The sequence below is a fragment of the Pseudomonas sp. s4 genome, from assembly GCF_046764235.1.
In the GTDB taxonomy this organism is placed as follows: Bacteria; Pseudomonadota; Gammaproteobacteria; order Pseudomonadales; family Pseudomonadaceae; genus Aquipseudomonas; species Aquipseudomonas asiatica.
The window spans coordinates 5,941,656-5,954,614 of record NZ_CP177209.1; the positions used below are offsets into that span (position 1 = coordinate 5,941,656).

Sequence of the window (12,959 nt, forward strand, 5' to 3'; positions counted from 1 at the left end):
CCTGCGTGCAATCCACTCCCAACCTGGACACCGAAAAGCCTTGATACGTCTGCTGAAGTTCTTCTGGTGGTCTTCCGTCGCAGTCATCTGCGCGCTCGTACTCGGTGTGAGCGGTGCGTTTCTGTATCTTAGCCCCAACCTGCCCTCGGTCGAGTCGCTCAGAAGCATCCAGTTGCAGATCCCCCTCAGGGTGTACAGCAGCGACGGCAAGCTGATTGCCGAGTTCGGCGAAATGCGTCGCTCACCGATCCGCTTCGAGGAAATTCCCCCACAATTCATCCAGGCGCTTCTGTCGGCCGAGGACGACAACTTCCTCAATCACTACGGTGTCGACCCCAGCAGCCTGATGCGCGCCGCGACCCAGTTGGTGAAAACCGGCCATATCCAGACCGGCGGCAGTACCATCACCATGCAGGTGGCGAAGAACTTCTTCCTCACCAGCGAGCGCAGCTTCTCGCGCAAGACCAATGAAATCCTGCTGGCCCTGCAGATCGAGCGTGAGCTAACCAAGGACGAGATCCTCGAGCTGTACGTGAACAAGATCTACCTGGGCAACCGCGCCTACGGTATCGATGCCGCCGCGCAGGTGTACTACGGCAAGTCGATCCGCGACGTGAGCCTGGCGCAGATGGCGATGATCGCCGGCCTGCCCAAGGCACCCTCGCGCTTCAACCCGCTGGCCAACCCCGTACGCGCCAAAGAGCGCCGCGACTGGATCCTCGGCCGCATGTACAAGCTGGGCAAGATCGACGAAGCCAGTTACCAGGCGGCCCTGGCCGAGCCGCTCAACGCCAGCTACCACGTGCCCACGCCTGAAGTGAATGCGCCTTACATCGCCGAAATGGCCCGCGCCGAAATGGTCGGTCGCTACGGCAGCGACGCCTACACCGAAGGCTTCCGCGTCACTACCACGGTGCCCAGCGACATGCAGGAAATGGCCAACAAGGCCATCCTCAACGGTCTCTCCGACTACGATGAGCGCCACGGCTACCGCGGGCCCGAAGCACGCTTCCCGGGCCGCACCCAGGCAGCCTGGCTGCAGGAACTGGGCAAGCAGCGCAGCCTCGGCGGCCTGGAGCCGGTCATCGTCACCCAGGTTGAAAAAACCGGCCTCAAGGTGCTGACCCGCAGCGGCCAGGAAGAGCAGGTGGCCTGGGACACCATGAAATGGGCGCGCCCGTTCATCAACAGCAACTCCCAGGGCCGTGCGCCGCAGTCACCGGCAGATGTGGCCCAGGTTGGCGACCTGGTGCGCGTGCAGCGCCTCGAGGATGGCAAGTTCAAGTTCAGCCAGGTACCTGGCGCGCAGAGTGCGCTGGTCACCCTCGACCCTTACAACGGCGCCATCCGCGCCCTGGTCGGCGGTTTCTCGTTCGAGCAAAGCAACTACAACCGCGCCATGCAGGCCAAGCGTCAGCCGGGCTCGAGCTTCAAGCCGTTCATCTACAGCGCCGCACTGGACAGTGGCTACACCGCATCCAGCCTGGTCAACGATGCACCAATCGTGTTCGTCGACGAGTACCTGGACAAAGTCTGGCGACCGAAGAACGACACCAATACCTTCCTTGGTCCGATCCGCATGCGCGAAGCGCTGTACAAGTCGCGCAACCTGGTGTCGATCCGCCTGCTGCAGGCCATGGGCGTGGACCGCACCATCGACTACATCGCCAAGTTCGGCTTCAACAAGCAGGACCTGCCACGCAACCTGTCGCTGGCACTGGGCACCGCCACCCTGACCCCTATGGAAATCGCCACAGGCTGGAGTACTTTTGCCAACGGCGGGTACAAGATCACCCCGTACCTGATCGATCGCATCGAAAGCCGCAGCGGCGAGACGCTGTTCACCGCCAACCCGGCTCGGGTACCGCAAGGTGCCGAGGACCAGGCGGGTGTGGCCGCGCCCGAACAGCCGATCAGCACAACCGCCATGCCTGGCGAGGCACCCGCTGCCTTCAGCCAGGTGGCTTCTGCACCGCAGGCGCCGGCCGTGGCCGAGCGGATCATCGACGGTCGCACCACCTACATCCTCACCAGCATGCTGCAGGACGTGATCAAGCGCGGCACCGGCCGCCGGGCGCTGGCCCTGGGCCGCACCGACCTGGCAGGCAAGACCGGTACCACCAACGAGTCCAAGGACGCCTGGTTCTCTGGCTACAACGCCGACTACGTGACCACCGTGTGGGTCGGCTTCGATCAGCCCGAAACCCTTGGACGCCGCGAGTACGGCGGCACGGCGGCACTGCCGATCTGGATGAGCTTCATGGGCGCGGCACTCAAGGACAAGCCTGCGCATGCGCCGGCAGAACCGGAAGGCATCCTCAGCCTGCGCGTCGACCCGGTCAGCGGCCGTGCCGCTTCGCCGAGCACGCCGAATGCCTACTTCGAGCTGTTCAAGGCCGAGGACTCGCCGCCGTCGGTGGACGAACTGGGCACTGGCGCAGCACCGGGCAGCCCACTGCCGGCGGATGAAGCGGCGCCGATGGACCTGTTCTGACGGCAGGTGCTTGTCTCAGGTTTTTGCGTGGGCGCGTAAATCGAGCGCCGCCCGCGCGGCGCTTCGCGGCACAAGGCCGCTCCCACATTTGTTGCAACGTGCCGAACCTGTCAGGCCATGGTTGCCCGCCTTAGTGCATGGTTTTAGCCAGACGGGGCGGCATCAATGCCCACCTTGAAATCCAGTCATGCCAACAAGGCTGACAACCATGGCCTCACAGACATGGCCACGTTGCAACAAATGTGGGAGCGGCCTTGTGCCGCGAAGCGCCGCGCGGGCGGCGCTCGATCTCATAGGCGACAAATTTGCCATGGCAAACACCAGCAGCCCTGACACATCCTTCACAACGGCAAACAAAAAGCCCCGGCTCATACGAGCCGGGGCTTTTTTGTGTCGCCAGGCAGCAATCAGCCTTTGAACACGTCATCCACGCTGGTCAGCGGGTAGTGCTTCGGATACGGCAGGGTTGCCACGCCGGATTCGATGGCGGCCTTGGCCACAGCGTCGGAAACGACGGTGATCAGGCGTGCGTCCAACGGCTTCGGAATGATGTACTCACGACCAAATTCCAGAGCCTGTACGCCGTAGGCGTCGCACACTTCCTTCGGCACTGGCAGCTTGGCCAGATCTTTCAGGGCGATGGCGGCGGCGATTTTCATTTCTTCGTTGATGCGCTTGGCGCGAACGTCCAGGGCACCACGGAAGATGAACGGGAAGCCCAGTACGTTGTTGACCTGGTTCGGGTAGTCGGAACGACCGGTAGCCATGATCACGTCGCTGCGAGTGGCATGCGCCAGCTCTGGCGAGATTTCCGGGTCCGGGTTCGAGCAGGCGAACACGATCGGGTTGGCAGCCATCGACTTCAGGCCTTCGGCGCTCAGCAGGTTCGGGCCGGACAGGCCTACGAACACGTCGGCACCGTCGAGGGCGTCAGCCAGGGTGCGCTTGTCGGTGGCGTGGGCGAACTGCGCCTTGTACTGGTTCAGGTCGTCACGGCCAGCGTGGATCACGCCGCTGCGGTCGATCATGTAAATGTTTTCGACCTTGGCACCCATGCTTACCAGCAGCTTCATGCAGGAGATGGCGGCAGCGCCGGCACCCAGGCAGACGATCTTGGCGTTTTCCAGCTTCTTGCCGGCGATTTCCAGGGCGTTGATCATGCCGGCAGCGGTCACGATGGCGGTACCGTGCTGGTCATCGTGGAATACCGGGATGTCGCACTGTTCGATCAGGGTGCGCTCGATTTCGAAGCACTCAGGCGCCTTGATGTCTTCGAGGTTGATGCCACCGAAGGTGATCGAGATGCGGCGAACGGTGTCGATGAACGCCTGCGGGCTTTCCGACTCCACTTCGATGTCGAACACGTCGATACCGGCGAAACGCTTGAACAGAACACCCTTGCCTTCCATGACCGGCTTGGAAGCCAGTGGGCCGAGGTCACCCAGACCGAGGATGGCGGTGCCATCGGAAATCACCGCAACCAGGTTGCCTTTGCCGGTGTATTTGTAAGCCAGCTCTGGATCACGGCCGATTTCACGCACGGGCTCAGCAACACCTGGGCTGTAGGCCAGGGCGAGGTCACGGGCAGTGGCTGTGGGCTTGGAGAGTTCGACGCTCAGTTTCCCCGGACGAGGTTGAGCGTGATATTCGAGAGCGGCGGTTTTCAGGTCTGACATGGTGGGCATTCCGCTATTTACTGTTCTGACGGACCGCCGAGGATACGCAAAGAGCCGGGGAGCCACAAGACTGGTCGGTCACTTGTGTCAAGGCCTTTAGCCTACGACTTTACGCTATAACCCACGGGGCATACGCCTAACAGTGTGTACAATCCAATAGCGAAATGTCTACATCTTTTAGCCTGAAATGCGCTCCAACATGCTCGGATCGGTCAACGGCAACAGCCAACGTCGCTGCCCGGGCTTGAGGCCGCCCTTGCGGGAACGATCCAGCACCCAGCCACGCGCCTCGACTTGGCGTCCCTTGAGGTTATCGAAGAAGCTGGCGGGGAAGTTGCGCTGCAGACGAGCGGGAACCTGCAGCACCACCGCACCGTCCAGGTTCAGCCAGACCCCGCCACGGTTGCGCTCCACGCCTTCGATGCGGCCCGCAATGACCGCGAAACCCGACTGCCGGACATCCCCGGCACGCACCACCGGCGAACGACGCCACAGCCCGGAGCCAGCCTTGCGCGCAGCCTGCTCGGCAAGCTGCTGGCAAGCGCTGAGGCGCACATTGGGGGCAACCGCGACGCGATAGCCCAAGCCCTCGCTGAGCAGCTGTGCTTCGATATTGTCGCCATTGCGCCCGTAGATATGCGCCAGCGTGCGGCCGTATTTGTCCTTGGACTCGACGCCCGGCTCCAGCCCTACACGCCCGTCGCTGGCTTTGACCAAAGCCTGCAAACGCTGCCTGGCGGCCTCGGCATAGGGTTCGCTAGTGCGCCCGTTACGGCCGATTTCCGGGGCATTGATGCCGATCAATCGCACGCTGCGGCCATCGACCAGGCGCAAGGTATCGCCATCGACCACCTGGCGCACCGCCACCTGCTGAGGGCTGCCTGGTAGCGGGCAGAACGCCAGGGCCGGGAATTGCCAGATGACGCCCATAAAAAAGGCGCCCACAAGGGGCGCCTTTTTTTGCAGCAATGCGAAACCCGAGGGGTTCGCCATGCGCATGATTACTTCTTGGTACCGAACATACCGAAGCGATCGGCGAACTTCTGTACGCGACCACCGGTGTCCAGGACTTTCTGCTTACCGGTGTAGAACGGGTGGCACAGGTTGCAAACGTCGATCGCCAGGGTGCTGCCCAGGGTCGAACGGGTTTCAAACTTGTTGCCGCAGCTGCAGGTGACTGCAACTACTTCGTAGTTCGGATGAATATCTGCTTTCATGGTCACTTCCTCGAGCTGCGTGCCGCCACCCAACACCAATTGTTGAATACCGCACGTAATTAGGCGGCGAATAATACCAGAGCATCACGCCAACGCAAGTTGTCGCTTGCACCGACCGTCGTCTGCTAGGCTCGCCAGTCTTTGAAACGCCCTCCGAGACTTTCCGCGTGTCCGACGTCATCCTGCGCCTTGCCCTGCCCTCCCCGCTGCGTCGCCTGTTCGACTACAAGGCGCCGGCAAGCATGGCACGCCAGGCCTTGACTCCGGGCATGCGCATTCGCGTGCCATTCGGCCGCCGCGAAATGATCGGCGTGCTGGTGGAGGTGTGCGAGCAGAGCGAAGTGCCCGCCGACAAGCTCAAGCCGGCCAGCGCCCTGCTCGACCCGGTATCACCGATCCCGCCGTCGCTGTTCAAGTTGTGCTTGTGGACCGCCCAGTATTACCAGCACAGCCTGGGTGACACGCTGAGCTGGGCCTTGCCGACCCTGCTGCGCCAAGGCGAACCTGCCGAGATGCGCCAGGAGCGCTTCTGGCACGTCGCCCCCGGCGCCCGCCTGGAAGACCCGCGCATCGCCCGCGCTCCGCGCCAGCGCGATGCCCTCAAGACCCTGGCCCAGCACCCGCATGGCGTGGCCCACAGCCTGCTGGCCAAGCTCAATCTGAACAAGGACAGCCTCGACCTGCTGCTGGCCAAGGACCTGGTGCAGATCGAGGTCCGCCGCCATCTGCCGGCACTTCGCCACGAACACTGGCTGGCACAGCCGGAACTGCCGCTCAACGAAGAGCAACGCGAAGCATTCGACGCCGTGCGCGAAGGCTTTGGCGGCTTTGGCGCCTTCCTGCTGGCCGGTGTCACCGGCAGCGGCAAGACCGAGGTGTACCTGCAACTGATCCGCGAAACACTGGAAGCCGGCAAGCAGGCCCTGGTGCTGATCCCGGAGATCAACCTCGGCCCGCAGACCCTGGCCCGCTTCGAGCAACGCTTCAACGCCCGCATCGCCCTGCTGCATTCGGCGGTGAACGACCGCGAACGCCTGGATGCCTGGCTGGCAGCCCGGGACGGCGAGGCCGACATCATCATCGGCACCCGCTCGGCACTGTTCACGCCGATGAAGAACCCCGGCCTGATCATCATCGACGAGGAGCACGACGGCTCCTATAAACAGCAGGAAGGCCTGCGCTATCACGCCCGCGACCTGGCGCTGGTACGTGCCCACCAGGAAAACGTCCCGATCCTGCTCGGTTCTGCCACGCCATCGCTGGAAACCCTGCACAACGCCCTGACCGGTCGCTACCGCCTGCTGCGCATGAACCAGCGTGCCGGCGGTGCCCGCCCGCCACGCATGCTGCGCCTGGATGTGAAGAGCCTGCCGCTGGACAGCGGCATCAGCGGCCCACTGCAGCAAGCCATCCGCCAAACCCTGGAAGCGGGCCAGCAAGTACTAGTGTTCCTCAACCGCCGCGGTTTCGCCCCGACCTTGCTGTGCCACGATTGTGGCTGGCTGTCCGAATGCCCGCGCTGCGATGCGCGCATGACCGTGCACCAGCGCTCCGGCGTGCTGCGTTGCCACCATTGTGGCTATGACGAGCGCCTGCCGCAGCAGTGCCCGCAGTGCAACCACGTTGACCTGCGCCCGGTCGGCGCCGGCACCGAGCGCGCCGAGGAGCGCCTGAAAGTGCTGTTCCCGGATTACCCGATCCTGCGTGTGGACCGCGACAGCACCGCGCGCAAGGACGCCATGCACAACCTGTTCAGCACCATCCAGCGCGGCCAGCCGAGCATCCTTGTCGGCACCCAGATGCTCGCCAAGGGCCATCACTTCCCGCGGGTGACCCTGGTGGCCATCCTCGATGCCGATGGCGGGCTGTTCTCCGGCGATTTCCGCGCCAGCGAACGCATGGCACAGCTGATCGTGCAGGTTGCCGGGCGGGCCGGGCGGGCCGAAGAGCCCGGCAAGGTCATCATCCAGACCCACCTGGCCGACCATCCACTGCTGGTGCAGCTTACCGAGCAGGGCTACTTCGCCTTCGCCGAGCAGGCCCTGGACGAACGCCGCGCCGCCGGGCTGCCGCCTTACTCGCACCTGGCGCTGCTGCGCGCCGAAGCGCACAAGCCCGGACAGGCCGAAGGTTTCCTCGACGAGGCCTGCGCCGCCGCCGAGCGCCTGGTGGCCGAACAGCGCCTGCCCGGCATCGAGCTGCTGGGGCCGGTGCCAGCACCGATGGAGCGCCGCGCCGGGCGCTTCCGCGCACAACTGTTGATACAGGCCAATACCCGGGCGCCTTTGCATCGACTGATCAGCGCCTGGTTGCTAGTGTTGGAGCAGATGCCGAGCGGGCGCCAGGTGCGGTGGTCGCTGGATGTCGACCCGGTAGACCTGTACTGAATCGACCGGCCTCATCGCCGGCAAGCCAGCTCCCACAGGTTGCGCGCACTCTTCTGTGGGAGCTGGCTTGCCGGCGATGAGGCCCTCGAACACAACATGGAACCCTTGATGGTTGCACCCCAAAGGTTGGCAACCCGCCCCCAGCCACGGATAATGCCCAGTTTTTCCACCTGCGCATCCAAGCGCTCCACCGCGCTTGCGGTCGAAAAGAGATCCCCATGAAAGACACCATTCGCCAGCTGATCCAGCAAGCCCTCACCCAACTCGTCACCGACGGTGTGCTGCCTGAAGGGCTGTCGCCGGCGATCCAGGTGGAAAACGCCCGGGACAAGACCCACGGCGACTTCGCCAGCAACATCGCCATGATGCTGGCCAAGCCGGCCGGCATGAAGCCGCGCGACCTGGCCGAGAAACTGATCAATGCCCTGCCGGCCAGCGCCGACATCAGCAAGGTCGAGATCGCCGGCCCCGGCTTCCTCAACTTCTTCCAGAACACCGACGCCCTGGCCAACCGCCTGGATGCCGCACTGGCCGACGCCCACCTGGGCGCGCGCAAGGCCGGCCCTGCGCAAAAGGTTGTGATCGACATGTCGGCACCCAACCTGGCCAAGGAGATGCACGTCGGCCACCTGCGTTCGACCATCATCGGTGACAGCGTGGCGCGCGTGCTGGAGTTCCTCGGCGATGACGTGATCCGCCAGAACCACGTGGGCGACTGGGGCACCCAGTTCGGCATGCTGCTGGCCTACCTGGAAGAAAACCCGATCACCAGCGACGAGCTGTCGGACCTGGAAAACTTCTATCGCGCCGCCAAGAAGCGCTTCGACGAATCCGAAGAATTCGCCACCCGCGCCCGCGGCCTGGTGGTCAAGCTGCAGGCCGGCGACCCGGACTGCATGGCCCTGTGGACGCGTTTCAAGGACATTTCGCTGTCGCACTGCCAGAAGACCTACGAGCTGCTCAACGTCAAGCTGACCATGGCCGACGTGATGGGTGAAAGCGCCTACAACGACGACCTGGCCAACGTGGTCGCCGACCTCAAGGCCAAGGGGCTGCTGGTCGAAGACCAGGGCGCCCAGTGCGTGTTCCTCGACGAGTTCAAGAACAGCGAAGGCGAGCCACTGCCGGTGATCGTGCAGAAGGCCGACGGCGGCTACCTGTACGCCACCACCGACCTGGCTGCCGTGCGCTACCGCAGCAACGTGCTCAAGGCAGACCGCGCCCTGTACTTCGTCGACCAGCGCCAGGCCCTGCACTTCAACCAGGTGTTCGAAGTTGCACGCCGCGCAGGCTTCGTGGGCCACCCGATGCAGATGGAGCACATGGGCTTCGGCACCATGAACGGTGCCGACGGCCGCCCGTTCAAGACCCGTGACGGCGGTACCGTGAAGCTGATCGACCTGCTCACCGAGGCCAAGGAACGCGCCTACGCGCTGGTCAAGGAAAAGAACCCGAGCCTGGCCGACGAAGAACTGCGCCACATCGGCGAAGTGGTTGGCATCGGCGCAGTGAAGTACGCCGACCTGTCCAAGCACCGCACCAGCGACTACAGCTTCAACTTCGAGCTGATGCTCAACTTCGAAGGCAACACCGCGCCTTACCTGCTGTACGCCTACACCCGCGTGGCCGGCGTATTCCGCAAACTGGGCAAGGGCTTCGATGAAGTCGACGGCAACATCGTGCTGCAGGCTGCCCACGAGCAGGACCTGGCCGCGCGCCTGGCGCAGTTTGGCGAAATCCTCAACAACGTCGCCGACAAGGGCACGCCGCACGTGCTGTGCAGCTACCTGTACGACCTGGCCGGCCTGTTCTCCAGCTTCTACGAGAACTGCCCGATCCTTGCCGCCGAAACCCCGCAGCAGCAGCAGAGCCGCCTGCGCCTGGCGGCCCTGACCGGCCGCACCCTCAAGCAAGGTCTGGAACTGCTCGGCCTGGAAACCCTGGAGCGCATGTAAGTTGGCTGCCAAGAAAAAACCTGCACCCAAACGCGGCGCCAGCCGCCAGACGGCGCCGGCCAAGCAGCCGATTCCCGGTTGGGTATGGCTGGCGGTCGGCCTGACCGTAGGCGCGTTCATCGTGTTCCTGATGAAGCTCGAGCCTGGTGGCGAAGACATCAAGCGCACCAAGCCGGAGCAGCAGAAAGCGGACAAAGTGGCCGAAGCCGGCAAGTCGGCGCAGCCCACTCCGCAGCAGCCTGTGAAGCCGAAGTACGACTTCTACACGCTGCTGCCGGAGTCCGAGGTGATCGTGCCGCCGGAGGCCGTACCAGAGAAGACACCACCCGTCCCGGCCCAGCCGGTGACCCCGGTGACGCCAGCCGAAGCGGCAAAGATCGACACGGCGCGAGCCCAGGCAGCATTGATGGGCCAGACACCGCCACCGGCACCGCCAGTCATCAAGCCGGCGGCGACCACCCAGTTCTTCCTGCAGGCCGGCTCGTTCCGCAAGCAGGCCGATGCTGACAAGGTGCGCGCGCAGATCATCCTGCTGGGGCAGTCGGTAAAGGTAGAGTCGGGCACGGTCAAGGACGAAACCTGGTACCGCGTGCTAGTGGGCCCGTTCAGCAACCGCGAGCAGCTGACCGGGGCGCAGAAGCAGTTGGCCGGGGCAGGTTTCAGCAACCTGCTGCTGCAACAGCGGCAGACCCGTCAGTAACCTGCGTTCGGGGGGCGCTTTGCGCCCCTATCGCGACACAAGGCCGCTCCTACAATGTGCGGGTAAACCTGAAAGTCGGGTTTACGCGCCCCCTGTAGGAGCGGCCTTGTGTCGCGATAGGGCTGCAAAGCAGCCCCCATGTGAACTCAACCCCGCCCCGCATTCCGCTCGGAAACCTGGCTGTTCAGCGTCCAGAAGTCATACAGAACCCCCACCAGGAACAGCCCGCCGGTAAAGAAGTAGATGATTGCGGTGATCCACTTGCCCTGATACAGCCGGTGCAGACCAAACACCCCTAGGAAGGTCAGCAGGATCCAGGCGATGTTGTAGTCAATGCGCCCGGACTGGAACCGGAGGTCAGCTTCACGGTCCATGGACGGGATCAGGAACAGGTCAATCAACCAGCCGATGCCCAGCAGGCCCAGGGTGAAGAACCAGATGGTGCCGGTTACGGGCTTGCCGTAATAGAAACGATGCGACCCGGTAAAGCCGAAAATCCATAGCAGGTAGCCAATGGTCTTGCTGTGGGTGTCGTGAAACGGCGCCCCCTGTTGATAACTGTTCATTCATAGCCCCCGTGGGTTATCCGAAAATTTTCTAAGAAAAAATGTGACTTTCTTGTCGCAGGCCGACGTACGGCACCTGGACAATCGACCAACGGATCAAAGATTGATCAAAAAGCTGTTATAAAGTTGCGCGCCCAACACATAACTATTCATAAGAGCTTCATCTATGCCGCCTTTACTCAAGACATGGCTGACCCTCTGCCTATTATTGCCCCTGGCCGCCCACGCCACCAATCGTGAGCAACGTCTTCCCAATGGTTTTACCGGCTACACCACCAATGCCTCGGTAAGACACGCACCAGTCAAGCAGACCGCGCTGCGCACCCGCCCAAGCAATGCCGCCATCAGCCGCAGCGTGCCCGGTGCGCCAGTCGCTGCCATGTCGCCGAAGCAGAGCAGCGATGTGCTCAGCCGCGCGGTAAATGTGCTCGGCACCCCTTATGTCTGGGGCGGCAGCAGCCCGAAGAAAGGCTTCGACTGCAGCGGGCTGGTCAAATACGCCTTCAACGACGTCGCCGACGTCGACCTGCCGCGCACCTCCAATGCCATGGCCCAGGGCCACGGCATCAAGGTGGCCAAGGGTGACCTGAAGCCAGGCGACCTGATCTTCTTCAACATCAAGAGCCGTCGGGTGAACCACGTTGCCATCTACCTGGGCAACGACCGCTTCATCCATGCTCCACGCCGTGGCAAGCGGGTGAGCATCGACACCCTGAGCAAGCCTTACTGGCAGAAGCATTACGTGGTGGCCAAGCGAGTGCTGCCGAAAGAACAGCAGCAACTGAGCCTGGCCAAGCGCTGATCTGATCGGCGCTCTCCTGTATCGGCCTCTTCGCGGGCACGCCCGCTCCCACAGGTACACCACAGCATTCGAAGGCTGTGTTATCCATGTGGGAGCGGGTTTACCCGCGAAAGGGCCAGCACAGGCACTATAGATCGCTGATCAGCCCCCTCTCCTTCAACCCTCGCATCGCCCCTTCCATCGTCCGCATCCCGTCCGCACCACCCGCCTGCATCACCGAACACAACTGCGCCATTCGCCCTTCCCGAACCAGGTTACGCACCGCTGACGTCACCACCAGCACTTCCCGCGCAGCAACCCGCCCTCCGCCCGCGCGCCTGACCAGCACCTGCGCTACCACCAGGCGCAACGACTCGGCCAGCATCGCCCGCACCAACGGTTTCTCTTCGGCAGCGAACACCTCCACCAACCGGTCAACACTGCTCACCGCCGAACGGGTATGCACGGTCGCCAGTACCAGGTGCCCGGTCTCAGCCGCACGCAAGGCCAGGCGAATGGTTTCCAGGTCGCGCAGCTCACCGATCATGATCACATCCGGGTCCTGGCGCAGGGCACTGCGCAGCCCCTGGGCGAACCCACCGCAATGGCGGCCGACCTCACGCTGGTTGACCAGGCTGCGCTGGCTGCTGTGGATAACTTCGACAGGGTCCTCAAGGGTGATGATATGCAGAGCACGATCTCGGTTCAGTTGGTCGAGCAGTGCCGCCAAGGTGCTGGACTTGCCACTGCCGGTCGGCCCACCGACGAGGATCAAGCCATCTCGGCACTGCGCAACAGCTTGAAACACATCGACCAGGTCGAGTTCATCGAGCGTGGCTATATGCCCCGGGATCAGGCGAAAGGTGGCCGCAGGGCCGTGCAACTGGCGAAACAGATTCAGCCGAAAGCGCCCTAGCGCCGGCAATTCCAGCGCCAGGTCCAGCTCATCACCCTGGGCCCACTGTCGGCGCTGGTCTTCATCCAGCAAGGGTGCCAAGCCCTTGGTCAAGGTCGCCGGGCCCAAGGTCGGCAGGGCCATGCGCTGCAGCTCGCCATCCAGGCGCAACATCGGTAACTGGCCCGCCGCCAGGTGCAGGTCGGAAGCCCCCGCATCCACGGCCCGGGCCAACAGGTCGGTCACATCCATGAGACTCCCCAAAGGCCTTCAAGTAGGTAGAATGCC

At 63.4% G+C, this 12,959-nt stretch carries 10 protein-coding genes; 5 read left to right on the forward strand and 5 right to left on the reverse strand.

Annotation, left to right across the window (positions count from 1 at the left end):
- Window positions 1-43 precede the first annotated feature (43 nt).
- On the forward strand, window positions 44-2,494 hold the full coding sequence (locus tag ACK56M_RS27510) for a penicillin-binding protein 1A (RefSeq protein WP_371035194.1): 2,451 nt from the start codon (window positions 44-46) through the stop codon (window positions 2,492-2,494).
- 407 nt (window positions 2,495-2,901) lie between these two features.
- Here the strand turns inward: ACK56M_RS27510 and ACK56M_RS27515 are convergent, their stop codons facing one another.
- From ACK56M_RS27515 to rpmE, 3 genes are all read right to left on the reverse strand, one after another.
- The gene (locus ACK56M_RS27515; RefSeq protein ID WP_015272142.1) at window positions 2,902-4,170 is read right to left on the reverse strand and encodes a malic enzyme-like NAD(P)-binding protein; all 1,269 of its coding nucleotides are present in this window, start codon (window positions 4,168-4,170) and stop codon (window positions 2,902-2,904) included.
- A gap of 177 nt (window positions 4,171-4,347) precedes the next feature.
- Entirely contained in the window at window positions 4,348-5,169 is an 822-nt protein-coding gene (locus ACK56M_RS27520; RefSeq protein ID WP_043935970.1) for a thermonuclease family protein, read from the reverse strand.
- A 2-nt stretch (window positions 5,170-5,171) separates the two neighbouring features.
- A complete protein-coding gene (rpmE, locus tag ACK56M_RS27525; protein WP_003257833.1) occupies window positions 5,172-5,387 on the reverse strand; it encodes a 50S ribosomal protein L31 in 216 nt (71 codons plus the stop codon).
- A gap of 167 nt (window positions 5,388-5,554) precedes the next feature.
- Here rpmE and ACK56M_RS27530 point away from each other — a divergent pair, with 167 nt between their 5' ends.
- The 3 genes from ACK56M_RS27530 to ACK56M_RS27540 all read left to right on the forward strand — a co-directional run bounded on the left by ACK56M_RS27530 (window position 5,555) and on the right by ACK56M_RS27540 (window position 10,429).
- Window positions 5,555-7,774 carry a primosomal protein N' gene (locus ACK56M_RS27530; RefSeq protein ID WP_015272144.1) on the forward strand — a complete coding sequence of 740 codons (2,220 nt, stop codon included), beginning with the start codon at window positions 5,555-5,557 and terminating at the stop codon, window positions 7,772-7,774.
- A 218-nt stretch (window positions 7,775-7,992) separates the two neighbouring features.
- A complete protein-coding gene (gene argS, locus ACK56M_RS27535; RefSeq protein ID WP_013974613.1) occupies window positions 7,993-9,729 on the forward strand; it encodes an arginine--tRNA ligase in 1,737 nt (578 codons plus the stop codon).
- A gap of 1 nt (window position 9,730) precedes the next feature.
- Window positions 9,731-10,429 carry an SPOR domain-containing protein gene (locus ACK56M_RS27540; RefSeq protein ID WP_003257831.1) on the forward strand — a complete coding sequence of 233 codons (699 nt, stop codon included), beginning with the start codon at window positions 9,731-9,733 and terminating at the stop codon, window positions 10,427-10,429.
- Window positions 10,430-10,575: 146 nt separating this feature from the next.
- On the opposite strand, the gene ACK56M_RS27545 is transcribed toward ACK56M_RS27540, so the two are convergent.
- A complete protein-coding gene (locus tag ACK56M_RS27545) occupies window positions 10,576-10,995 on the reverse strand; it encodes an NINE protein (RefSeq protein ID WP_013974614.1) in 420 nt (139 codons plus the stop codon).
- 166 nt (window positions 10,996-11,161) lie between these two features.
- Here ACK56M_RS27545 and ACK56M_RS27550 point away from each other — a divergent pair, with 166 nt between their 5' ends.
- Complete coding sequence (locus ACK56M_RS27550; RefSeq protein WP_043935972.1) at window positions 11,162-11,797, forward strand: C40 family peptidase; 636 nt, start codon at window positions 11,162-11,164, stop codon at window positions 11,795-11,797.
- A 127-nt stretch (window positions 11,798-11,924) separates the two neighbouring features.
- Here the strand turns inward: ACK56M_RS27550 and ACK56M_RS27555 are convergent, their stop codons facing one another.
- Window positions 11,925-12,923 carry a type IV pilus twitching motility protein PilT gene (locus ACK56M_RS27555; RefSeq protein ID WP_411959163.1) on the reverse strand — a complete coding sequence of 333 codons (999 nt, stop codon included), beginning with the start codon at window positions 12,921-12,923 and terminating at the stop codon, window positions 11,925-11,927.
- Between the last annotated feature and the right edge of the window lie 36 nt (window positions 12,924-12,959).

Bases quoted from the DNA above. Each gene is read 5' to 3' on its own strand.
- ACK56M_RS27515 (WP_015272142.1), bottom strand. From the start codon at position 4,170: ATGTCAGACCTGAAAACCGCCGCTCTCGAATATCACGCTCAACCTCGT.
- ACK56M_RS27520 (WP_043935970.1), bottom strand. From the start codon at position 5,169: ATGCGCATGGCGAACCCCTCGGGTTTCGCATTGCTGCAAAAAAAGGCG.
- rpmE (WP_003257833.1), bottom strand. From the start codon at position 5,387: ATGAAAGCAGATATTCATCCGAACTACGAAGTAGTTGCAGTCACCTGC.
- argS (WP_013974613.1), top strand. From the start codon at position 7,993: ATGAAAGACACCATTCGCCAGCTGATCCAGCAAGCCCTCACCCAACTC.
- ACK56M_RS27545 (WP_013974614.1), bottom strand. From the start codon at position 10,995: ATGAACAGTTATCAACAGGGGGCGCCGTTTCACGACACCCACAGCAAG.
- ACK56M_RS27550 (WP_043935972.1), top strand. From the start codon at position 11,162: ATGCCGCCTTTACTCAAGACATGGCTGACCCTCTGCCTATTATTGCCC.
- ACK56M_RS27555 (WP_411959163.1), bottom strand. From the start codon at position 12,923: ATGGATGTGACCGACCTGTTGGCCCGGGCCGTGGATGCGGGGGCTTCC.